Raw genomic sequence first — 22,934 nt, forward strand, 5'->3', positions numbered from 1 at the left:
ACGGCGCGCTTACGGAATCAGCAGGCGGCGGTGCAGCTGCAGGCCGTTCTGGCCGCGGCATTCCAATAGGTACACGCCGGCGGGCAGGCGGTGCAGGTCGAGCGGACGCTGGACGGCCTGTACCTGCGGAAGCGTGGCGTGGTGCACGAGCTGGCCCGTCACGCTGCGCACCTGCACGTGCACGTCCTGGCGGGTGGGCAGGTTCAGGTCGAGGGTAAAGCGGCCGTCCTGGGCGGGGTTGGGGTACACCTCGAGGGCGGCCAGGGCGCGGGCAGGGGCGCTGGCCAGGGCTTGCGTTACCGAAAAGCGCAGCTGGGCCTGGCAGCCAAAGTCGGGGTTGATGGTGTTCAGGACCGCGCTGTTCAAGCCCAGCAGGCGCAGGCTGCCGGTTCCCCCGGCGGCATTGGCCCACCAGGCCAGCCCGTCGCAGCCGGAGTCGTTGATGCTGAGCGTGTAGCAGCCCTGGGCCAGGCGCAGGGTGTCGTTGTAGGTGGTGGCGGGCAGCGCGCCGGTGCGGCTGGCCACGGTCTGGCCGGCGGCGTCGGTCAGAGTCCAGGAGGTCTGGCTCAGGCCGCCGGCAACGGTGGAGTTGTTGGTCAGCAGGCTCACCACGAAGCTCGGCGGCAGTACGCTCACGGCGCTGAAGCGGGCCGTGAGCGTGTCGTTGTAGTGGTTCTGGTCGGGCTGGCCGTTGGGCGTCATCACGTAAACCTTAAACACCGACTGGCCCGGAAAATCGGCCGGCACGGGCGGCAGCGCCACGTCGGTCTGCTCCAAAAACGCCAGGTTGCCCGTCCACTGGTAGGTGCGCCAAGGGCTGCTGCCCACGCGGTAGCGGATGGTGGCGGCCGTGAGCGAGGCCGAGCCAGTGTTGCGCAGCGTCACCTTGGGCGCGTCGCAGATGGGGTTGTCGCGGCGGAAGTTGGGGTCGGTGGTGGGGGCGATGATGCGCTCCAGGGCCGCGTCGGCCGTGAAGTTGGGGGCGCTGTAGCTGATGGCCTGGGTTTGCCAGATCCAGCGGGCACTCACGTTGGCCTGGTTGGAAATCAGGTAGGGCGCCATGTCGATGTCGACGCTGGCCGAGCCGCCGCTCAGCCCCGCGGTGATGTCGTGGTAGAGCGGCGTCACCGCGCTGCCGGGGCACCAGTTGCTGCGGTTGTACACCCAGGTGCCCGTTTGCGGCGACACCGGGTTCAGGCCGCAGTCGGCGCGCCAGAGGTCGGTGGTGGCCACGGCGGTGCCGTTGAGCTTGAGCGTGTAGTTTTTGCGGCAGAACTCGGCGCAGTTGCGCGAGTCGGCGCCGTGGCCGGTGATGAAGCTCTTGAGCACGGTGCGGCTGCTACCCGCGGGGGGCGTCACCGTCTTGGCCGACAGGTGGTTTTCCAGCAGGTCGGTGGCGCTGCCGTAGAGGAAGTTGCCGTCGTACACGTTCTTCACCGCGAGGGCGTCCTGCGGCGGCGTGCCCTCGATAAACTCCAGGTAGAGCGTGAGGGTGAAGCCCCAAGAATAGCCGTCGTAGAGGAAGCGCAGGCCGCGCGGGCCCTTGAGCAGCGGGGCGTAGTCGGTTACGTCCTGCACAAAGTCGTGGCGGCGGTTCTGGGCCAGCCAATCGGTGGCGTAGGGTGTGATGATGCGGGCCAGTTCCACCGTATCGTTGGCGGGCGGCATCAGCAGCACGCGGGTGGTGTAGTCCCAGGAGCCGCAGTACTGCGCGCCGGGCGGGCAGGCGTAGCGCCCGAGCACGTAGTGCAGCAGAATTTTGCGGTAGCGCCCGGCGGCCGGCAGCGTGGCCGTGGTGTCGTAGTTGCCGTAGCGGGTGAGCGGGCGGTTGCTGAATACCACCACGCGGGTGGTGTCGCCGGGGGCGGCCGATGCGGCCGGCGCAGCGGCCAGGCTGCCCAGCGCCAGTGTCAGCCACAGGAGTAGATGTTTAACCATCTGATCAGGGGTAAGGTGGTTGAGGTGGAGGGAATTATACTAGCGGGTGGGTAGGTGCGGGGCTAAAGTACGAGCGGCAACTTAAGCCACCGCACGGACCGGCTTCCTTCGGGGAAAGCAGCTGGAAAAGCGGCGCCTGAGCCCAAAAAAAGCCCCGGCGGAGGGCCGGGGCTGGGGTATCGGGGGCGCGGGGCGCGCTAGTCTTTCTTGACGCAGTTCGGTACGGTCTTGCCGTCCTTTTTCTTGGTGCCGGCTTGCTCGTAGCCTTTCCAGCACGGATCTTCTTTTTTATGGGTCGTCGAGTGCGAAGCGGTGGTTTTCTTGGTCGGCATGGTAGTAAGGGCAAGTGGCTGGGTGAATCGCACTTGCCCTCAGGCATACGGCTTCAGGCTGAGGGAGTTGGCTGCGGCTGACCGCGCGGCCCGCGGGCCAACACGGAAACCGCTTTTTTCGCGTTGTTTTTCTTTTCCTCCATGCGCACCCTTACGCTATTTGTCGCGGCGCTGCTGGCGGTCCTGCGCGGCCAGGCTCAGCAACCGGGCCCGGCCCTGCCCGCGGGTACCGGCCTGCAGGCTTCTTACTACAACGGCACCAACTTCGAAACCCTGATTCTGCGCCGCCGCGACGCAGTTATCGACTTCGACTGGAAAAAACAGCCGCCGGTGAAAGGCCTCGGGCCGGAATTTTTTTCGGTGCGCTGGGAGGGCTACCTGCTGGCTCCGACGACGGGCGAGTACGAGTTTTCGACCGTGATGGACGACGGGCTGCGCGTGTGGGTGGGCGGCAAGCGCATCATCGACGCCTGGCGCGAGCATGACCACGTACCGGCTTCGGTGCGCCTGCGCTTGGAAGCCGGCCGCTACTACCGCCTGCGCGTCGACTACTTCCAAACCATTCTGGACAGCCGCGCCGTGCTGCGCTGGCGCCTGCCCAACAGCTCGGCGCTGGTGCCCGTGGGGCAGCAGGCGTTTTTTGCCGCCCTGCCGACTTCGGCCAAGCCGGTCCCGAAACCCCAGCCCCCGGCGCCCGCGCCAGTAGTAGCGGCAGTGCCGGCGCCGCGGACTCCGCCCCAGCTGCTGGCGAGCAGGCCACCGGCCACCCGCCCGGCTGCCACGCCGGTGCGCCGGGTGGTGGCGCCGCGGCGCACCCCGGCGGCGCCCGCGCGCCCGACCCTGGTGCCGCCCGGCCGGATTTTCGGCGACTCCCTGACGGATTTGAGCAAGCTGCGCCGCGGCGAGGCCCTGGCCCTGAAACGCATCTACTTTGTGCAGAGCCAGGCCCGGCTACTGCCCAGCTCCGAGCCGGAGTTGGGCCGTTTGGTGCGCCTGCTGCGCGAGCAGCCGGACCGGCGGTTTGAAATAGCGGGCCACACCGACAACGTGGGCGACCCGCACAAAAACCAGGTGCTGTCCGAGCAGCGGGCGCGCGTGGTGCGGGCCTACTTGCTCCGGCGCGGCATCGACTCGCTGCGCCTGACGGCCGTGGGCTACGGCGGCACCCGCCCCGTGGCCGATAACCGCGACCCGCAGCAGCGCCCGCGCAACCGCCGCGTGGAGCTGGTGGCGCGTTAGAGGAGGGGGCGCGCTTGGGAAAGGGGAAGCGAGTAAGCCGATTCGAAACCGTCGGCCTGCCCGGGTCGCGCATCAGGCGAGGACGAAGGATGACGGAGTCTTGCTATAGACGGGCTGCTCAAACAGCCCGGGATTCGGCGCGTGGTTTCTCGGAGTATACCGCAGGAAGAACGGCTCGGCCATAACCGCGGGAGGTAATTCGGGGTTTGACTGCCATTGCGCCCAAAACCGGGCGCTTGACAATCTGAAAACCACCAGGCCGGATGCGCCGGCCCCCATTTGCTTTACCCCATGAGCCATCACACGCCCCACCTGTTTTCGTCTTACCAGCTAGGCGCCATCGAGCTGCCCAACCGCCTGGTCATGGCGCCCATGACGCGCAGCCGCGCCACCAACCCGGAAAACGCCGCGACTGATTCCGTCGTCACCTACTACGTGCAGCGCGCCACGGCGGGCCTCATCATCACCGAGGGCACCCAGGTGTCGAAGCAAGGCGTCGGGTACATCAACACGCCCGGCATTTATTCCGACGCCCAGGTGGCTGCCTGGCGCAAGGTAACCGACGCGGTGCACGCCGCCGGCGGGCGCATCTTCGCCCAGCTCTGGCACGTGGGCCGGGTGTCGCACCCCTACTTCCACAACGGGGAGCTGCCCGTGGCGCCGTCGGCCATCAAGCCCGAGGGCGTGAAGGCCTTCACCGGCGCCGGGTTTGAGGAAGTGCCCACGCCCCGCGCGCTGGAGCTGAGCGAAATTCCCGGTGTGGTGGAGCAGTTCCGCCTGGGCGCCCGCAACGCCAAAGCCGCCGGCTTCGACGGCGTGGAAATCCACGGCGCCAACGGCTACCTGCTCGACCAGTTCCTGCAGGACGGCGCCAACCAGCGCACCGACGAGTACGGCGGCTCGGTGGAAAACCGCAGCCGCTTCGTGCTGGAAGTGGTGCAGGCCGTGGTCGAGGAGCTGGGTGCCGACCGGGTGGGCCTGCGCATTGCGCCCCAAGGCGGCGCCAGCATTCAGGACTCCAACCCCACCGCCACGTTTAGCTACTTGGCCGAGCAGCTGAACCGCTTCGGGCTGGCCTACCTGCACGTGCTCGAGCCCCTGCCCGGCCACCCCATGGCCCGTGCGGAAGGCAAGCCGGCCATTGCCCCCGCCTTGCGCCGCATCTTCCAGAACACATTCATCCTGAACGGGGGCTACACCCAGGAAACCGCCGAAGCGGCGCTGGCCAACAACGAAGCTGACCTGATTGCCTTCGGCGTGCCCTTCATTGCCAACCCCGACCTCGTGGCCCGCTTCGAGCAGAGCGCGGCCCTGAACCAGCCCGACTTCGCCACCTTCTACGTGCCCGGCGACAAGGGCTACATCGACTACCCCTCGCTGCACGAAGCGACGCAGCCGGAAAAGGCCGCGGAGTACCAAAGCAATTGAGCTAGTAGTGCCAAAGTGGGCTACCAGCTACAAAACACCAAATCCCCGAACCTCTTCTGTAGGCTCGGGGATTTGGTGTTTTTAAAAGTTGTTTCTTAGCACTGTCTGGGTAGGGAGATGAATCAACCATATTCTCAAAAAATTACATGACTTTATATATAATAAATTTAATTATTAAAACACATTGACTATTTTCAGTTTACCCTAAAACTATACTAATCATGGCTGAGCTGCGAGAAGGGGCCCCTGTGCTTTTTAGGAACAAACCTGCTGTTACAAACTGTGGCTTTAAGCATGGCGAAGGTAGAGGCAACATCGCCAAGATGGATCCCACAAGCATATCTGTGTATTACTGGACCGGGTCATGGAATCAGCCCCTGGAAATGGTAATGACCCGCTCCATTTTCGAAGTCAATTTTATGTTGGATCCTTTCCGTATGCATGACCTGGGGCGGGTGCGGATGAATCATTACACCAAGCGCTTTCCTGATGACTTCCTCAAGCTAGGCTATGAGTGGAGTCAAGATTAGCCGTGCTGCGGCACAATCAGCTCAGTTTAGCTTTAGCCGTAGTATATAGTTTTATGATGGCCGCGCATTTTGCATTGGCGGCTGGGATAGGAAGTGGGTATGCTGCACGTCACCGCCACGGCTCGGCTTTCTGCTGAGCTTTTGCGTAAGGCCTAGGGCACAACCAATTCCGACGCCCGCCTCCCTATGGCTGCCAAGAAATCTACTACTCCCAAAGCCGCCCCGGCCCGCCCGGCCCCGCCCGCCGCCGACCAGCCGGCTCCGGCGCCCAAGTCCGCAACCAAGGCGACCAAAGCCCCGGCGCCCAAGCGCGAAAAGCGCCCCACGGCCGCCCAGATGAAGGAGCACGCCCAAAAGCTGCCCTATCCGGCCAAGCAGGCCGACATGAAGCTGCAGCCCGACTCTAACCTCTCCGGTTACCTGCCCGCCGGCAAGCTCAAGGGCAAGATTGCGCTGATAACCGGCGCTGACTCGGGCATCGGGCGGGCCGTGGCGCTGGCCTTCGCCATGGAGGGCGCCGACGTGGCCGTGCTCTACAACGAAAACGACGTGGACGCGCGCGAAACCATGCGCTTGGTGGAAGCGCAGAAACGTCGCTGCTTGCTGCTCAAGCTCGACGTGCGCGACCCGGAGCAGTGCAAGCAGGCCGTGCGCCGCACCACCAAGGAACTGGGTGGGCTGAACGTGCTCGTCAACAACGCCGCCTTCCAGATGGCGCAGGAGAAGTTCGAGGACATTCCGGAGGAGCAGATCCGCCGCACCTTCGACACCAACATCCTTGGCTACATCTGGATGGCCCAGGCCGCCATTCCGCACCTGAAGAAGGGCGACAGTATCATCTGCACCGGCAGTATCGTGGGCCTGACCGGTATTCCGCTGCTGGTGGATTACGCCTGCACCAAGTCGGCCATTCACGCCCTGGTGAAGAGCCTGGCCCAGTACCTCGGCGACAAGGGCATCCGCGTCAACTGCGTGGTGCCCGGCCCGGTGTGGACGCCCAACATTCCCGGTACCATGCCGCGGGAGGAAATCGAGAAGTTCGGCCACGAAGTCGCCCTGAAGCGTCCCGGCCAGCCCGAGGAACTGGCCCCGGCTTACGTGCTGCTGGCCTCGCAGGACGGCTCCTTCATGACCGGCTCGCTGGTGCACGTCACCGGCGGCAAACTGAGCAGCGACCAATAGGTGAAGTTGTGAAAGGTGAAGTTGCGAAGGTCAATGGGGGCCGCGCAATGCCCATTCACAAGTTCACAAATTCACCATCTCACCTTTATGAAATATCCCCCTGGCACCGTACGGGCCCTGCTGGAGTCGCCCCACGTGAGCGAGGCCACCCGCGCCGCCCTGCAAGAGCGCCTCGACGCGCCGCCCTACCAGCCGCAGTTCTTCGACGCCGACACGTACCGGCTGCTCGGGGCCGTGTGCGCCCGCCTGCTGCCGCAGCCCGACCGCCCTGCGGGCGCCATCGACCTGCCCGCGGGCATCGACGAGCGGCTGCACAGCGGCAAGGCCGACGGCTGGCGCTACGACGCGCTGCCGCCCGACCGCGAAGCCTACCGCCTCGGCCTCGGCGGCATTCAACAGGCGGCGCAGGCGCAGTTCGGGCGGGAGTTTGCGGCCCTGGCCGCGGCCGAGCAGGACGCCGTGCTGCAAGCCGTGCAGGCCGGCACCGCCCCCGGCGACCTGTGGCTGAAAGTCGATGCGCCGCGCTTTTTCGAGGAACTGCTGGCCGAAGCCACCATTCTGTACTACTCCCATCCGCTAGCCCAAGAGGAAATCGGCTACGTCGGCATGGCCGACCTGCCCGCTTGGACGCGCATCGGCCTCGATACGCGCGAAGACCGGGAGCCGGAGGAAGTGAACTAGTGAGGTGGTGGAATGGTGCGTTTGCCGTTTTGAGGGTCGCGCTGTTTCGCCATCTGCCGCTCACTGGTTCACCGTTTCACTACCTCACTAGTTCACCGACCACACCAAAATGCCCGACGAAGAAGAATTGCTGGAAGAAGGCGTCGTCAGCCCCGTTCAGCCCGACATACAGGACCCGCTGCTGCGCAAGCTCCTGAAAGACGAGCCCGCCGCGGCCGATACCCCGCAGCCTCAGCCCGCGCCGCTGCCCGAGCCCGGCGACGAGGTCGACTGCGTCGTCATCGGCACCGGGGCGGGCGGGGCGCCGCTGCTGGCCCGGCTGGCCATGGCCGGCCTGAAGGTGGTAGCCCTGGAAGCCGGCCCGCGCCACGCGCCGCGCCGCGACTTCGCCACCGACGAGCAAGCCCAGGCGTTTCTGTTCTGGAACGACGAGCGGCTCTCCGCCGGCAAGGACCCGCTTTCCTTCGGCAACAACAACTCCGGCACCGGCGTGGGCGGCAGCACCCTGCACTACACCGCCTACACGCCCCGCGTGCAGCCCGACGACCTGCGCCTGCGCACCGAATTCGGGGTGGGGCAAGACTGGCCCCTCGGCTACGACGACTTGGCGCCCTACTACGACGAGCTGGAGTGGCTGCTGGGCATTTCGGGGCCTTCGCCCTACCCCTGGGGACCGGCGCGCCAGCGTGGCTACCCCTTGCCGCCGCTGCCGCTCAACGGCGCCGCCCAGCTCATGCAGCGGGCCTGCGAGAAGCTGGGCATCCGCACGTCTCCTGCCGCTAATGCAGCCGTGTCGGCGCGTTACTACCAGGAGGGTATCGGCTGGCGCGAGGCTTGCACCAACCGCGGTTTCTGCCAGGCCGGCTGCTCCAACGGCGCCAAGGCCAGCATGGACGTCACCTTCATCCCGCTGGCCGAGGCCCACGGCGCCGAGGTGCGCGCCGACTGCTTCGTGACGGAAATCGAGCGCGACGCGCAGGGCCGGGTGACGGGCGTGGTGTACCAGCAGCACGGCCAGACGCGGCGCCAGCGGTGCCGCACCCTGTTTCTCTGCGCCGGCGCCGTCGAGACGCCGCGCCTGCTCTTGCTCAACAAGCTGGCCCTGAGCAGCGGGCACGTGGGGCGCAACCTCATGGCGCACCCCGGCCTGCAGCTCTGGGGCACCTTCGATGAAATGGTGCGCCCCTACAAGGGAATTCCCGGCGGGCTGATTTCAGAGGACACGCACCGGCCCCGGGACGCGGACTTTGCCGGCGGCTACTTGCTGCAGAGCATCGGCGTGATGCCGGTGACCTTCGCCAGCCAAGTGGCCCGGGGCCGCGGGTTGTGGGGCGCCGGGCTGCGCGAGTACCTGCAGCAGTACAACCACGTGGCCGGCATCAACATCCTCGGCGACTGTCTGCCCCACGCGGACAACTACCTGGAGCTGTCGGACGAAAAGGATTCGCGCGGGCTGCCCAAGCCGCGCGTGTACTTCACCAACCAGGAAAACGAGCAGCGCATGAACGCCCACGCCGAGCGCACGATGCGCCGGATCTGGGAAGCCGCCGGCGCCCGCGACATCTGGACGTTCCCGCGCTCGGCCCACGTCATCGGCACCTGCCGCATGGGCCGCTCGGGCGACGACGCGGTGGTCGATGCCGACGGCCGCTGCTTCGACGTGCCCAACCTCTACATCTGCGACAACTCCGTATTTCCCAGTGCGCTGAGCGTCAATCCGGCCCTGACCATCATGGCCCTGAGCCTGCGCACCGCCGACCGGTTCCTCGAACAACAGCAACGCCGCGACTCGTAGGCCGGCCGGGCTGCTGCCGCAAGCTTCCGTGCCCCTGCCGCCACACCACCACACCACATGCCCAAGGACTTTCTTTCCCACATCAAAGCCAAGTTCGGCGACGGCCACTACGCCGGCGACGAGTACGGCGGCGCCGCCGGCCACGACGGCAGCGGCCTGCCCACTGGCTCGCCCAGCAACTTCATGTTTGCCACCGGCATCGAGTGCTCCTACCCCACCATCGACCACGGCCAGACCCGCCGCGACCTGCTGGCCGAAACCGACCACTACGAGCGGTACCAAGAAGACCTGGGCCTGGTGCGCGAGCTGGGCCTGAAAGTGCTGCGCTACAACCTGCCCTACTACAAGATTCACAAGGGCCCCGGCCGCTACGACTGGGAGTTTGCCGACCGGGCCCTGGCCGAAATCCAGCGCCTGGGCATCACGCCGATTCTGGATCTGATGCACTTCGGCGTGCCTGATTGGGTGGGCAATTTCCAGAACCCCGAGCTGCCGGTGCACTTCGCCGAGTACTGCGGGGCAGTAGCGCGGCGCTACCCCTGGGTGCGCTTCTACACGCCCGTCAACGAAATCTACGTGACGGCCCGCGCTTCCGCCAAAGACGGCATCTGGAACGAGCAACTCAAGGACGACCGCGCCTTCATCACGGCCATCAAGCACGTGACGGCCGCCAGCATCATGGGCACTCAGCAGATTGCCAAATACCGGCCCGACTGCGTTATCGTGCAGAGCGAGTCGGCCGAGTACATCCACGAGATGCGCGCCGTGCAGAGCGCCGACATCCGACTCACCAACAAACTGCGCTTCCTCTCGCTGGATTTGCTCTACGCCCACACCATCGACGCGGAGGTGCTGCTCTACTGCCTCGACAACGGCCTGACCCGGCCGGAGCTGGAGTGGTTTATGGCCGGCGAGCCGCCCGGCTACCAGATCATGGGCAACGACTACTACGGCCGCAATGAGCGCATCATCAAGCCCGACGGCAACTGGTGCTCGGCCGAGGACGTGCTCGGCTGGTACACCATGACCAAGCAGTACTACGAGCGGTACCGCAAGCCCGTGTTTCACACCGAAACCAATTCGTTTAACGCCAAGGACGCCGAGTGCTGGCTTTGGAAGCAGTGGGTGAACGTGATGCGCATCCGGCAAGACGGCGTGCCCGTCGTCGGCTTCACCTGGTACAGCTTGCTCGATCAGCTCGACTGGGACATCAGCCTGGCCGAAAAGCGCCTCGCCGTGAACCCCTGCGGCCTCTACGACCTCGACCGCCGCATCCGCCCCGTCGGGGACAGCTACAAAATGATGATCCGCGAGTTCGGGCAGATTACCATGGTGCCCCACGGCGAACTGTTCGAAATTTCGCCCCGTCCGGCTTCGCTGAAAGTGGACGTGTGAGCCGTCCCCCGGCGCGCGACGAGCATAAAAAAAGCCTGCTTCCGCAATGGAAGCAGGCTTTTTTGTGGGGGGCGAGGCCCGGCCACTTACTTGGTCAGCGACAGTTGACGAATCGTGTAGTCGTTGCCCATTTTCACTTTCAGCGTGTACACGCCGGCCGCGAGGTGCGAGAGGTTCAGCTTGTTCTCGAAGTTGTCGCGCAGCTGAGCATTGGTGTACACCGTCTGACCCAGCGTGTTGAGGATCTGTACTTCCAGGCCAGCCTGGGCCTTGGCGCCCTGCACGCTCAGCGTTACTTCGCCGTTGGTGCTCGGGTTCGGGTACAGGTTCACGGCGCGGTTCAGCGCGGCCGAGGTGCCGGTGGTCACGTCAGCATTGGCTTCCACCACGAAGATGCCGAAGCCCTGCGAAGCAGCGTCGGCGAGGGTGCCGCCGGCGGTAGCCGAGAAGGGGCTGATGGTGTAGAAGGTGCCGGTGCGCGTGGGCGTCTGGGGCACGTAGCTCATCGGGAAGTACTGCGTAGAGCCGTCAACAGCCGGCGTCTGCACCAGGCCCACCAAGAAGTCGCCAGCAGCCACGGCCACCGGAGCGTTCAGGGTGAAGGTGTGGCGCTGGTTTACGTCAGCGGCCGTCACCACGTAGTTGGCCGAGCGGCCGAGCAGCGTGCCGGTGGAGCTAACTACTACGCCGTACACCGTGTTGCCGACCGAGCCCGGGTCGCCGATGTTGGCCACCACCGAGGTGATCGAGCGGGCTACGCTCGTGTTGTAGCGCACTACGAAGGCGGCCGTAGCCGTCGGGCCGAAGCCCACGCTGTTGTTGGCGCCGATAACCGTAGCGGTGTTCACGTAGCTGAACGTGTTGGTAGTCACGTTCTGCGTGAACACCTGCGAGTTGTTGGCGGTGTTGTCATCGGCCAGCAGCGACACCGTCAGGGTGTTGGTGCCGGTAGCGGTGGCGGGCACCGTGAAGCCGGTGAAGGTTACCGTGCTCGAGGCGCCGGGCGCCAGCGAGCCGATCAGCTGCGAGTTGCTGAAGGTCGTGCCACCCGAAACGGCCAGCGTTACGGGCAGGCCCGTAATGGTTTGGCCGCCCACGTTGCGCACCACGGCCTGTACGGTCTGGGCGCTGCCGGCCGGGGCCTTGCCCAGCGCGTAGATGATCTGTACCTCGGCGTCGTTATCCGGGATGGTCGTGGCGCAGATGGTGAAGGCCCCCTGCGTGTCGGCCGAGCCGTAGCCGGCTACCGAAATGTAGTAGGTGGTGTTCGGCGTCAGGCCGCTGGCCGTCAGCGGAGCCGCAACCGTGTTGTTGGTAGCACCGGCCGAGCAGGTGATTTCCGTGAACGGACCGGTGGCGCTGGTGGCCGAGAACAGGCGCAGGTAACCGGCAGGGTTGCCCGTCACCGTCAGACGCAGCGAGGTGCTGCCCGCGCCCGAGGCGGCGGTGGTCACTTTGTACCACACGTCCTTGGGGTTGACGGCAATGCCGCAGGAAGTGCCCGGGTTGGTGTAGCCCGAAGGCGTGGTGGTGGTGGCGCCGGCGTTGGTGCCGTTCACCGGCGTGCAAGTCGCCGTGATGGGCAGCGTGATGGCGCCCGAGGGGTTGTCGTTGGCCGGGGCAGCGGCCACCGACGTTACACAAGCCGTCAGCGCGCCGGTTACCACGGTCGTGGCGGCGGCGTAGGGGTAGTAGCGCACGTAGTAGGTGCTGCCCACCGTCAGGCCGGTCATGTTCAGGGTTTCGGTACCGCCCACGGTAGCGTCGGCGCAGCCCATGCTGGCTAGCGAGCTGCAGGCGCCGCTGAAGCCTTCCAGCACGCCGTCGAAGGTGCTGTTAAACGTCACGGCGTGCGCCGTGCCCGTGGCAACGAACTTGTACCACACGTCCTTGGCCGAACCGGAGGTAAAGCCGGCGCAGGCAATCGGCGCCTGGCTTTGGGTGGCGCCGGTGATGGTGCCCGTGGTAGTTACGCACGTAGCAGCCGGGGTCAGCGACACGGCACCGGTGCAATCGTCGTTGGCCGGGGCTTGGGCCCAAGCGGCCGGAGCCAGCAGCACGGCCGCCGCCAAGGCGCTCAGCCGCGCCCAGGCTTTTTTCGACCGCCCGGAAACTGAGGAGTAATCGTGTTGATGCATGTGAAAAAGTTGGAGTGGAAGAATAAGCAAGCAAGTGGGGAAACCTAGGCCCAAGGTAGCAAGGTTTTGTTACCCATTTGCATTGCTCGCAGAATGCTTGCTGCTTATCCCATTGACAGCACGGCAGGGCGGGGCGTTGCCTGCTTACCAAAAAAGCCGGCTCCTTGCGGAGCCGGCTCTGGCGCGGAAAGCGGTTGGATTGCCGTCTGCAGGCCCTTAAAGAGCGGCTGCGGCCGGGGCGTGGTGTGCGGGCACGTTGATGTCTAAGCCCAGCCCTTGGGCAATGGCCATGCCCAGACCGATGTCGGCGCGGAACCAGTGGCAGAGCTGGCGCTGCAGAATTTCGTTGCGCTTGGGGCCGCTCACGCCGCTCATGGCCCCCACAATATTGGTGATGGTGCTGCGCTGGGCGTCGGGCGTCATCAGCCGAAACAGCGCGCCGGGCTGCGAATAATGGTCGTTTTCGCCGGGAGCGTTGCGGTCGTAGCGGTCGGCTAGGCCGTGCAGCTCCTCGGCCGGCTCGCCCACCGTCGGGTCCTCCTGCGGGCCGTCGAAGGAGTTCGGGAAGTAGTTCGGGCCGCTGCCGCCGTTGTCGCCCAGGGCCATTTGCCCGTCGCGCTGGTAGTTGGCGAAGCCAAAGGGGCAGCGGTTCACGGGCAGGTGCTCGTAGTTGGTGCCCAGGCGGTAGCGCTGCGCGTCGGGGTAGCCCAGCAGGCGGCCCTGCAGCATCTTGTCGGGCGAGTAGCCGATGCCGTCGACCACGTGGGCCGGGGCGAAGGCGGCCTGCTCCACGTGGGCGTGGTAGTTCGTGGGATTTTCGTTTAGCTCCAGCACGCCCAGCTCCTGCAGCGGGTAATCGGCGTGGGGCCACACCTTCGTCAAGTCGAAGGGGTTAAGCCGGTACGTCGCTGCGTCGGCTTCGGGCATAATCTGCACCTTCAGCGTCCAGCGCGGGAAGTCGCCCTGCGCTATGGCCTCGAACAGGTCGCGCTGGGCGAAGTCCGGGTCCAGGCCCTTCATTTCGGTGGCTTCGTCGGCCGCGAAGTTCTTGATGCCCTGCTCGGTGATGAAGTGGAACTTGACGTAGAACCGCTCGTTGTCCTTGTTGATAAAGGAGAACGTGTGCGAGCCGAACCCGTGCATGTGGCGGTAGCCGTAGGGCGTGCCGCGGTCCGACATCAGAATCAGCACCTGGTGCAAGGACTCCGGGTTCAGGCTCCAGAAGTCCCACATGGCCGTGGCCGACTTGCAGTTGGTTTGCGGGTCGCGCTTTTGGGTGTGGATGAAGTCGGGAAACTTCACCGGGTCCTTCACAAAAAACACCGGCGTGTTGTTGCCCACCAAATCCCAGTTGCCGTCCTCGGTGTAGAACTTCACCGCGAAGCCGCGCGGGTCGCGCTCCGTGTCGGCCGAGCCTTTCTCGCCGCCCACCGTGCTGAAACGCAGAAACACCCGCGTCTGCTTGCCAACGGCCGAAAACACTTTAGCGCGGCTAAACTGCGTTAGGTCGTGCGTGACGGTGAAGGTGCCGTACGCGCCCGAGCCCTTGGCGTGCACCACGCGCTCCGGAATCCGCTCCCGGTTGAAATGGGCCAGCTTTTCGTGCAGCAGGTAATCCTGCAGCAGCACCGGACCGCGCGGGCCGGCGGTTTGCGAGTTTTGGTTGTCCCAGATTGGGCGGCCGGCGGCGGTGGTCAGGCGGTTGGAATTCGGATTTTCGGACATCTGTGACAGCAGTTGATTCTGTTGTTGAGGTGCTGCAAAGGTGCCACCTTACGTATCATCAATAAAATCGATAATTTTGATTCAAGTATTAAAATAAACTATATGACGCTGCAACAGCTTGAATACTTGGTGGCCCTCGACACGCACCGGCAGTTTGTGCTGGCTGCTGAGAAGTGCTTCGTCACCCAGCCCACGCTCAGCATGCAGGTGCAGAAGCTGGAGGACGAGCTGGGTATTTTGCTGTTTCACCGTACCAAAAGCGGCATCGAGCCCACGGCCGTGGGTGCCAAGGTGGTGCAGCACGCGCGCGAAGTGTTGCGTTCGGTGAAGCAGCTGCGCGAAACGGTGCAGCTGGAAAAAGGCGAGCTGGTGGGCGAGCTGCGCCTGGGCATCATCCCGACGCTGGCGCCTTACCTGGTGCCGCTGTTTTTGCTGGAGCTGGTGCAGCAGCACCCGCAGCTGCGCGTGCAGGTGGAGGAGCTGCAAACCGAGCACATCGTGCAGCGCCTGAAAACCAACCAGCTCGATGTGGGCTTGCTCGTCACCCCGCTCGACGACCGCGCCCTGCAGGAAATTCCGGTGCTGGAAGAGCCTTTCCTGGGCTACGTGGCCGAAGACCATCCGCTGCACGCGCAGGCCACCATTCGCCCCCAGGATCTGCAGGCCCACGACAATATGTGGCTGCTGCAGCAGGGCCACTGCTTCCGCCACCAAGTGCTCAACATCTGCACGCCCGCCGCGGCCAGCGCCGCCCGCCCGTTTACCTACGAAAGCGGCTCCATCGAAACGCTCAAGCAGCTGGTGCGCCAAAACCACGGCTACACCCTGGTGCCCGAATTGGCGGTGCTCGACGAGCTGGGCCACAACGCGATGATCAAGCGCTTCGAAGCGCCCGAGCCGGTGCGCGAGGTCAGCTTGGTGGTGCACCACAGCTTCGTGCGCCGGCCCTTGCTCACGCTGCTGCGCGACACCATTCTGCAGCGCACGCCCGCGCGGCTGCACGCTCGGGGCGCGGGGCAAAAGATCCGCTGGAAGTAAGGTTGCCTCAGTGCCGCTCCAAGGTGCGCCGGTCCCAATGGGCGAGGTTGGCGGCCGCTTCGTAGGTGCTCTGCAAAAACTCGCGCACCAGTTGTTGCGGCTCGGCAGCGGTGCGGACGGCTTCGTAGGGCAGCACAAATTCGCCCAGCTGCTCGTTGAAGCTGGCTGCGGCCGGCCGCACCGGGGCAGTGGCGAAGCCCGGCGGGGTGGGGTAGGCGTAGCTATAGAATGCGGCCTCTTGCCCGTTGCCGCCGGGCCACCAGCCCGCGCTGCTCACCTCGGCCGAGTAGGCTTCGCGCGTCACCCAGTCGGCCAGGTTGGGCACGCCGCCGGGGTGTGGGGGCGCCGGGCGACCCGAAAAGCGCGTCACGGCCAGGTCGAAGGAGCCCCAGAAGAAGTGCACGGGGCTGGCCTTGCCGGTGAAGTGGCCCCGAAATTCGGCCAGCAGCTGATCAGCGCGCAGCAGCACTTGCCAGAAGCGTTGTACGGCCCCGGCGTCGTAGCTACGGTGGTGCTGGTCCTGCGGAAAGGGCGTGGCGTCTTCCACTTCCACGGGCACCGGCCAGATGGCTGCCGCCACGTCCGCCGCGCGCAGCAGGCCGCGGTATTCGTGGTAGAAATCAGCCACGGAGCGCGGCGCCAGGGCCATGCGCCGCACTTCTCCGTCGCTGGTGTAAAGCTGCAGCTCGTGGTGATGAAAGTCGAACACGATTTCGCAGGCCCCGCCGGCGTAGGGCATCGAGCCGGTGGAGAGGCCGCGGGGCGTCACGTACAACGGCACCTGCCACCAGTGGTTCAGCATCGGCGACAGCGCCAGCCGCGTCTTGCCCACAATCTGCGTCCACATGTGCAGGGTTTGGCGCGTGGCGGTCCAGGAATCGGCCGGCAGGGCGGGCCAGGGGGCAAGAGCGGGCGACGTAGGCATAGCGGTGTGGCAGTTGGCAAGGCTAATGATAGGCAGAATTGCGCGGCTTCTGCGCCGCACTTCCAATGGAAATCAAGCCGCTGCGGAAGCGGGCGCTCAGGCCCACGAATCGGGACCGCACCCCGGCCCCGCTTTCACGTAAGCAACTAGCTCCTGCTGTTCCGTTTCGCTTATGTCTGCTGCCGCTGCGCCTGTTACCCTGGTTTTTCTGCATTATTGGGCCGGTTCGGGCCGCGAGTGGTCGGGCGTAGTCGAGGCCCTGGAGGCGGATTACCCCTGCCTCACGCCCGACCTGGGCGGCTTCGGCGACGCGCCGCCCCCGGCCCGCGGCTACTCGGTAGAAGCCTACGCCAGCGAGGTCGAAGCCCTCATCGGCCAGCAGCAGCTTACGGAGTACGTGCTGGTGGGGCACAGCATGGGCGGCAAGATTGCGCTGGACGTGGCCGCCCGCCAGCCGCCCGGCCTGCGCGGCCTGGCCCTGCTCACGCCCTCGCCGCCCACGCCCGAGCCCATGCGCGAAGCCGACCGGCTAGCCAGCCTGCGCAGCTACGGCGACCCGGCCGCGGCCGAGGCTACCTTCGAGCACATCACCGCCCGCCCCCTGCCCGACGCCCTGCGCCAGCAAGTCATTGCCGACAACCTGCGCACCAGCAAAGCCGCCTGGGACGCTTGGCTGCTGCAGGGCAGCAAGGAAGACATCTGCGCCCTGATGCCCCGCGTGCGGGTGCCCGTCTTTCTGATAGCCGGCACCGCCGACCCCGTGTTGCCGCCGCAAGTGCACCAGCGCGAGTTGCTGCCCTGCTTGCCCGAGGCCACCACGTTTCACCTGATCGAGGGGGCGGGGCACCTGCTGCCCCTAGAAGCTCCCGGCGAAGTGGCCAGCGGGCTGCGGCAGTTTATGGGCGAGCTAGCAGCCACCGCGCAAAGCCAAAAAACGACTGACTAATGCACTTAGCGGCGATGCTAGTTGTTTTAGTTTAGCACGGCCGGGTTGGGGCCCGGCTCGTCTTCCTCCCACTTCCAAACCACTCCTACGCCATGTGCGGTCGTTACACCATCATCACTCCCGGGCCGGCGCTTGAGCAGCAGTTCGACGCCGCGCTTACCGACGCTTCTTTCGGGCCGAGCTACAACGTGGCGCCGTCCCAGCGCATGCCCATCATCACCAACCTCGCCCCGCACGATATCCAGGCGGTGCAGTGGGGGCTGATTCCGGGCTGGGTGAAAGACGTGAAGCAGGCGCCCAAGCCCATCAACGCCCGGGCCGAAACCCTGCCCGAAAAGCCTTCTTTCCGGCAACTCCTGCAACGCCGCCGCTGCCTAGTCTTGGCCGACAGCTTCTACGAGTGGCAGCAGACGCAACGCGGCAAAATTCCGCACCGCATTCTGCGCGCGGACGAGCGGCCTTTTGCCTTTGCCGGCCTCTGGGACGAGTGGACCGACCGCGAAACCGGCGAAGTGGTGCCCACTTACACCATCATCACCACCGAGCCCAATGCCCTGATGGCCCGGCTGCACAACCGCATGCCCGTCATCCTGCCCGACCGCGCCGCCGAGCTGGCCTGGCTCGATAACAGCACAACGGCCGCCGAACACCAGGCGCTGCTGCGCCCGCTGCCCGACGGCCTGCTGAAGGAGTACGCGGTAACCACCCTGGTCAACTCGCCGGCCCACAACGACCCGGCGGTGCTGCAGCCCGCCGCGGCCTAGTGTGGACAGTTAGCGGCCCAAGCCGAACAGGCCGTGGCGCTTGCGACGCATGCTGCCACGGTTCTTCTTCCGCTTTTTGCGCTTGAACTTATACCCGCCGCCGAACGCGTCGTGGTCGGCCGTGGTGAGTGAAGTGGTTTCGGAGGCCACGGGCGTGCCGGCGAAAGCGGCGTCGAAGGGGGCGCTGGCTAGCACGGCAAGCAGCAGGGAAAAGCAAAGCGTTTTCATAGCGGTGGGGCAAGAAGAAGTGGAGAAATCCTAGAATCGTTTGACGATGCAATTCTACGCCACCTTCCGCACCGCCCAAAAAAAACGGCCTCACATGAAGATGTGAACCCGTTTGAGGATGTTGCTGCCGCGGGCTCATCGGGCAGTTGAGGGTACAGGCTAGTGGTGTATCAACCAAGTCATTAGCCCATGTGCACTTGCCGCCGAGTCGCCCAAAAGATGCGAGGTTAGCGCCGGCGTCGCCCGGCCCGGCGCTTCTTCCGCTTCTTGCGTTTGCTCACGTCGCTGCCGTGGCTGGCGTCGGCTGAGTGGAGCACGGTGGCGGTTGAGGTGGCCGGAACCAGGGATTCGGCGTAGCTGGCCTCGGGCGCGGCCGCGCTGCCAAAGATGAGCGCGGCCAGGGCATAGTAAATCTGCTTACGCATAGGAGTAAGTGGTTGTGGTGGTGGAAAAGGAACGTGAGAGTTGCGTGGCAATAGTAATGTATGGATATACATTATGCAATAAATAATTGTAATAGTTATAAAATATAACGCTCAGCAAAACGCAGCCTGCCTCAGGTAGAAACAGACTGCGTTGGATGCTGGGCTATGCAGGGTAAGCTATTGGCCGGCCTGCCCAGCCGGTTTGGCTTGCTTGGCGGGCTCTTGGTCGTCGCCGTCGGTAAAGTCTTCGATGGCGTCCTGAATCTGATCAGAATACTTGGTCAGCACGAGCACGGCGCCGGCCGCCAACACGGCAATGCCGAGCACCAGCTGGGTGGGCGTCAGGCGCTGGCTGGCCTTGCGCAGCAGGGCGCCGCCGTGGCGGAGCAGGTCTTCAACGTGCTCGTTGTCGCCCTTAATCACGTGGTAGGCGCTTTCGAAGGTGCGCGCAATGTCCTCCGGGAGAATGTCTTCCAGCTGTTTTTGGATCTGGTTGTCCATGACGGAACGAATGAGGTAGTTAGGGGGTCGGAACAAACGCCCGTGGGCGAGGGCCGGCGGGCGTGTTTGGGCATTACGCAAAACTCCCCGCCAGGGCTACGCCCGAGCGGGGAGTTTTTCAAGTTTTGATGGTAACGGTTGAGGTTGCCGCGGTAACGTGACTGGCCGAGCCCTTACTCCACCACCACCAGCCTGGCGCTCAGGCGCGGGCCTTCCTGCGCGTGGCAGTAGTAGGTACCCGCGGCTAGCGTCGTGGCGTCGAGCGGGAGTTGCTGCGGGCCGCGGGGCAGCACGCGGTCGACCAGGCGGCGCACCTCGCGGCCGGTGCTGTCGAACAGCAGCACCTGCACGTGGCCGCCCTCGGCGTCGAAGGCTATGGTGGCCCGCTCGCGCACGGGGTTGGGGTACACGCTGAAGTTGGGCACGTTCAGGTCGGCGGCGGCGGCGGTGCCGGTGGCCACGCCGGCGCGCAGCACCGGCACGTAGGGGAAGGCCCGGCCGAAGAGCGTGGTGAGCGTGGCGGCGGGCACCGCAAACCAGTCCTGCAAAATGGAGGCGTACACCGAGCGGAAGTCGTACTGCATGGGCACGTTGTCGTTGACGCCCGCATTGAGGGGCACCTGCACGTTTTGGCCGTGGATGCGCGGGTTGACGCTGGTGCCGAACACCAGCAGCGGGGCCGCCGCGCCGTGGTCGGTGCCCTTGCCGGAGTTGGCCTTGATGCGCCGCCCAAACTCCGAAAACGTCATGCCCACCACGCGGTCCTGCACGCCGAGGCGGCGCAAATCGTCCTGAAACGCCTCCACCGCCTGCGACACCTTGCCCAGCAGCGTGGCGTGGGTGCCGGTGGTGGTGCTGCCGGTGGCCGGCACCTGCAGCGCGTGCGTGTCGAAGCCGCCGAGGTTGACGCAGTAGATGCGCGTCTGCAGTCCGCCGGCAATCAGCTGGGCCACGATTTTAAGCTGGTCGGCCAGGGTGTTTTGGCCGGCCGTGGGCCACATGGGCGAGAGGTTGCTGGCCGCCCGGGCCGCCCGCTGAATGGCCGAGGTGTACACCTGCGTTTGCTGCACCACCTGCCGGATAAAGGTCAGCTCGTGGCCCGCCGGCGTGTTCGGGGCGGTGTCGACGGTGCCGGTGAGCAGCTGATAAAACGAGCTGGTGCTGGCAATGGCCATGCCCATGTTCACGGTGGGGCCCTGCACGCAGTTGCTCACCACCGAGCCAACGGTGATGGCCAGCGGATCGGGGTTCTGGGTGCTGGGGTAGCCGGTCGGGAAGCCGGGGTACTCGCCGTCGAGGTAGCGGCCGGCCCAGCCGGTGGTCCAGGTCACGTTGGAGTCGGAGGCCGAGGTCCAGATGTCGGTGGCGCGGAAGTGCGAGAAGTTGGGCGTGGGGTAGCCCACGCTCTGCACCACCCCGATTTTGCCCGAATCGTAGAGGCTTTTGATGCCCGTCATGGCCGGGTGAATGCCGGTTTGGGCGGTCAAGGTGAGCACCTGGGCCTGCGGAATGGCAATGTCGGGCCGGGCCGTCATCAGCCCGCTGTACTGGTCGAGCGGAATGACCATGTTCAGCCCGTCGTTGCCGCCGTTGAGCTGCACGAGCACCAGCACGCGGTCGGTCTGCGTGGTAGCGTTGACCAGCGCGGCCAGCAGGGCGTTGTCCTGGCCGTAGGCCGCCACCGGAAAGCCGTTGAGCAGCACCGGCAGCACCGCCCCGGCCGCCGCGGTCTGGATAAATTCTCTGCGTTTCATGAGCAAGGGTGAAGTTTTGAATTTGTGAACTTGTGAAGAGCGAGGCTGCGTGACGGTTGGCTGTCCATTCACAACTTCACCCTTCACCACTTCACCTTTGGTTAAGAAAGCTGGTATTCGGCCTGGCTGAGCATGGTTTTGAGCAGGGCGCGCAGCTTGGTGGCCACGGCGTTTTTCTTGGCCACGTTGGTGGGCGCGGCCAGGTACTGATTCCACTCGTCGGTCCACTCGAAGTCGGGCAGGCCGGGCAGCAGCGCGTCGTTGAGGAAGGCCAGTTGCGTGGCGGTCAGCGCGAAGGGCATCAGCACGTCGACGAAGGCCTGGATGAGCAGGTTCGGGTCTTGGGCGGTGGCGGCGGGCAGGCTCTGTACCCAGGCCACGGGGTCGATGATGAGCAGGAAGCCCGAGCGCGTGACGCCCGTGGTGGTCAGCAGCGCGTCGGATACCTGGTTACGGCGCGGCAGCGTCACGGCGTTGATCCACAACTCGTTGAACTGCGGCGTCTGCCAGTAGGCAGGCCAGCCGGCCACGTTGGGCGGGTCGCCCAAGTACTGCTGCTGCAGGTTGGTCAGCGAGTTGAAGTAGTCCCAGACCGAGTACTGCTGCGCGACGTTGGCGGAAGTCGGCTGGGCCACTTCCAGCTGGCGCAGCAGCCCCAAGCTGAAATCGAGCGGGCTTTTGATGTAGCAGCCCACGTTCACCACGTCGAAAAAGTGCTCGGAGGCCAGCAGCGTGCGCAGCACCGGCCCGACGTTGAAGCCGTTTTGCTGCAGCTGGGTGGCCAGCGGCTGGATGATGTTCTGCTCGGTCGTCGCGTCGATGACGTAGTAGACAAACCAGCGGTAGAGCTTGCGCACGAGGAAGCGGGCGGTTTCGGCCTGTCCGAAAATCATGTCCACCAGCGTCTTGTATTCCTGGTCGCCGCCGTTCGGAATGGCCTGGTTCTGAAACGCGCCGCTGAACTGCTTGACCGTGGTGTCGTGGCGCGAGGCGGTGTAGTAGCCGGCAATGGTGGTGGCGTTGTCGCGCCAGCCGGTGAGCACCCGGGCGGCAGCTTGCACGTCGGCCTCCGTGTAGTTGGTGTAGTTGCCGGGGCTGATGAGCGGGCCCTTGCCCACCGTAAACAGCTCCAGCAGCTCGCGGCCGTAGTTTTCGTTAGGCGCAGTGGCCGTGCTCTGGTTGCCGTTGAGGTAGCGCAGCATGGCCGGGGCCACGGTCACGTCCTTGCACAGCTGCTTCGCGTTGCCCAGGGCCTGCCCGCGCAGCAGCTCGGCGTAGTGGTAGCCGTAGCGCGCGTCGTTGATGTCGGCCAGCTCGATGACGAAGTGGTTGTGCCAGAACAGCCACATCTTGCCCTGCAGGGTGCCGTCGGCCAGCAGCTGGCCCAGCCACCACGCCCGCAGCGAGGAGCGCCGCACGCCCTCGAAGTTCTGGTCGAAGGCCTGCGTCACCCAGGTCTGCCCGATGGGCACGCTGGTATCCGTGGCCGACACGTTGAGCGGCGGCGCCGGCGCCGCGGGGGCCGTCAGCAGGCCGTTGAGCACCGCGGTCAGCGTGGAGCCGGCGGCGGCCGCAATCTGCGCCCGGGTGGGCCCAAACAGGCAGCGGCGCAGCAGGTGTGCCGCCTGGGCCGCGCCCCAGGCGCCGGTGTAGGCCGTCAGGCCAGCGTTGGTGCGCGGGAGCGTGGGCAGCGTTTTGTTGGCGTACGGGCTGATGGTTTCAGCGGGCGGGTTGGTCTGCTGCGCCGACTCAGCCAAGGCGGCCGCCGGGGCCGTAAGCGCCGAAGCCGGTTTGCGGAGGAAAGCTCTACGGTCCATAGGCAGAATGAGGTAGTCGGTCAGAAGACTGAAAGCCAGTCAAACGCGGGCAAAGCCGGCAAAACAGATTCTAAGATGCGTAGGAATAGTGAAAGTTTAATGACGGATAAACTGCAATTTTAATTTTATTTTAAGATGGTTGCTTTGTGTCCT

General features: G+C 65.3%; 20 protein-coding genes. 10 read left to right on the forward strand and 10 right to left on the reverse strand.

From position 1 onward, the window contains the following. Positions 1-9: 9 nt before the first annotated feature. Complete coding sequence (locus LJ737_RS03390) at positions 10-1,938, reverse strand: peptide-N-glycosidase F-related protein (protein ID WP_227762979.1); 1,929 nt, start codon at positions 1,936-1,938, stop codon at positions 10-12. A gap of 197 nt (positions 1,939-2,135) precedes the next feature. Beyond that, positions 2,136-2,270, reverse strand: coding sequence for a hypothetical protein (locus LJ737_RS26860; protein ID WP_262907824.1), 135 nt, complete (start codon positions 2,268-2,270; stop codon positions 2,136-2,138). A 141-nt stretch (positions 2,271-2,411) separates the two neighbouring features. Between LJ737_RS26860 and LJ737_RS03395 the strand changes: the two genes are divergently transcribed. The 7 genes from LJ737_RS03395 (at position 2,412) to LJ737_RS03425 (ending at position 10,520) form a co-directional block, all read left to right on the forward strand. Further along, positions 2,412-3,509: a PA14 domain-containing protein gene (locus LJ737_RS03395; RefSeq protein ID WP_227762980.1), complete on the forward strand. Its 1,098-nt coding sequence runs from the start codon at positions 2,412-2,414 to the stop codon at positions 3,507-3,509. A gap of 291 nt (positions 3,510-3,800) precedes the next feature. Beyond that, positions 3,801-4,937, forward strand: a complete 1,137-nt coding sequence (locus LJ737_RS03400; RefSeq protein WP_227762981.1) for an alkene reductase — start codon at positions 3,801-3,803, stop codon at positions 4,935-4,937. 221 nt (positions 4,938-5,158) lie between these two features. Then, positions 5,159-5,467 carry a hypothetical protein gene (locus tag LJ737_RS03405; RefSeq protein WP_227762983.1) on the forward strand — a complete coding sequence of 103 codons (309 nt, stop codon included), beginning with the start codon at positions 5,159-5,161 and terminating at the stop codon, positions 5,465-5,467. A 186-nt stretch (positions 5,468-5,653) separates the two neighbouring features. Continuing rightward, positions 5,654-6,649 (forward strand): SDR family oxidoreductase, encoded by a 996-nt coding sequence (locus tag LJ737_RS03410; protein ID WP_410779942.1) that lies wholly within the window; start codon positions 5,654-5,656, stop codon positions 6,647-6,649. Between the two features lie 87 nt (positions 6,650-6,736). After that, on the forward strand, positions 6,737-7,330 hold the full coding sequence (locus LJ737_RS03415) for a gluconate 2-dehydrogenase subunit 3 family protein (protein WP_227762985.1): 594 nt from the start codon (positions 6,737-6,739) through the stop codon (positions 7,328-7,330). Positions 7,331-7,439: 109 nt separating this feature from the next. Continuing rightward, on the forward strand, positions 7,440-9,125 hold the full coding sequence (locus tag LJ737_RS03420; protein ID WP_227762987.1) for a GMC family oxidoreductase: 1,686 nt from the start codon (positions 7,440-7,442) through the stop codon (positions 9,123-9,125). A 57-nt stretch (positions 9,126-9,182) separates the two neighbouring features. Beyond that, positions 9,183-10,520, forward strand: coding sequence for a family 1 glycosylhydrolase (locus LJ737_RS03425; RefSeq protein WP_227762989.1), 1,338 nt, complete (start codon positions 9,183-9,185; stop codon positions 10,518-10,520). 86 nt (positions 10,521-10,606) lie between these two features. Here the strand turns inward: LJ737_RS03425 and LJ737_RS03430 are convergent, their stop codons facing one another. Together LJ737_RS03430 and LJ737_RS03435 are read right to left on the reverse strand one after the other, a co-directional pair. Then, a complete protein-coding gene (locus tag LJ737_RS03430; RefSeq protein WP_227762991.1) occupies positions 10,607-12,658 on the reverse strand; it encodes a T9SS type A sorting domain-containing protein in 2,052 nt (683 codons plus the stop codon). Positions 12,659-12,874: 216 nt separating this feature from the next. Further along, the gene (locus LJ737_RS03435; protein WP_227762992.1) at positions 12,875-14,383 is read right to left on the reverse strand and encodes a catalase; all 1,509 of its coding nucleotides are present in this window, start codon (positions 14,381-14,383) and stop codon (positions 12,875-12,877) included. Positions 14,384-14,485: 102 nt separating this feature from the next. Here LJ737_RS03435 and LJ737_RS03440 point away from each other — a divergent pair, with 102 nt between their 5' ends. Beyond that, complete coding sequence (locus tag LJ737_RS03440) at positions 14,486-15,421, forward strand: hydrogen peroxide-inducible genes activator (protein ID WP_227762993.1); 936 nt, start codon at positions 14,486-14,488, stop codon at positions 15,419-15,421. Positions 15,422-15,428: 7 nt separating this feature from the next. On the opposite strand, the gene LJ737_RS03445 is transcribed toward LJ737_RS03440, so the two are convergent. Then, positions 15,429-16,346 carry a DUF5996 family protein gene (locus LJ737_RS03445; RefSeq protein WP_227762994.1) on the reverse strand — a complete coding sequence of 306 codons (918 nt, stop codon included), beginning with the start codon at positions 16,344-16,346 and terminating at the stop codon, positions 15,429-15,431. Between the two features lie 172 nt (positions 16,347-16,518). On the opposite strand from LJ737_RS03445, the gene LJ737_RS03450 reads away from it, so the two are divergent. After that, a complete protein-coding gene (locus LJ737_RS03450; RefSeq protein WP_227762995.1) occupies positions 16,519-17,292 on the forward strand; it encodes an alpha/beta fold hydrolase in 774 nt (257 codons plus the stop codon). 92 nt (positions 17,293-17,384) lie between these two features. Further along, positions 17,385-18,056 carry an SOS response-associated peptidase gene (locus tag LJ737_RS03455; RefSeq protein ID WP_227762996.1) on the forward strand — a complete coding sequence of 224 codons (672 nt, stop codon included), beginning with the start codon at positions 17,385-17,387 and terminating at the stop codon, positions 18,054-18,056. Between the two features lie 9 nt (positions 18,057-18,065). On the opposite strand, the gene LJ737_RS03460 is transcribed toward LJ737_RS03455, so the two are convergent. The 5 genes from LJ737_RS03460 to LJ737_RS03480 all read right to left on the reverse strand — a co-directional run bounded on the left by LJ737_RS03460 (position 18,066) and on the right by LJ737_RS03480 (position 22,781). Then, positions 18,066-18,284 carry a hypothetical protein gene (locus tag LJ737_RS03460; RefSeq protein ID WP_227762997.1) on the reverse strand — a complete coding sequence of 73 codons (219 nt, stop codon included), beginning with the start codon at positions 18,282-18,284 and terminating at the stop codon, positions 18,066-18,068. A 227-nt stretch (positions 18,285-18,511) separates the two neighbouring features. Further along, positions 18,512-18,709 carry a hypothetical protein gene (locus LJ737_RS03465; RefSeq protein ID WP_227762999.1) on the reverse strand — a complete coding sequence of 66 codons (198 nt, stop codon included), beginning with the start codon at positions 18,707-18,709 and terminating at the stop codon, positions 18,512-18,514. A 177-nt stretch (positions 18,710-18,886) separates the two neighbouring features. Continuing rightward, on the reverse strand, positions 18,887-19,210 hold the full coding sequence (locus LJ737_RS03470) for a hypothetical protein (protein ID WP_227763000.1): 324 nt from the start codon (positions 19,208-19,210) through the stop codon (positions 18,887-18,889). 173 nt (positions 19,211-19,383) lie between these two features. Next, on the reverse strand, positions 19,384-20,964 hold the full coding sequence (locus LJ737_RS03475; protein WP_227763001.1) for a DUF1501 domain-containing protein: 1,581 nt from the start codon (positions 20,962-20,964) through the stop codon (positions 19,384-19,386). A gap of 101 nt (positions 20,965-21,065) precedes the next feature. Continuing rightward, a complete protein-coding gene (locus LJ737_RS03480) occupies positions 21,066-22,781 on the reverse strand; it encodes a DUF1800 domain-containing protein (protein ID WP_227763002.1) in 1,716 nt (571 codons plus the stop codon). Between the last annotated feature and the right edge of the window lie 153 nt (positions 22,782-22,934).

Source organism: Hymenobacter sp. 15J16-1T3B (assembly GCF_020711235.1).
Classification (GTDB): Bacteria; Bacteroidota; Bacteroidia; order Cytophagales; family Hymenobacteraceae; genus Solirubrum.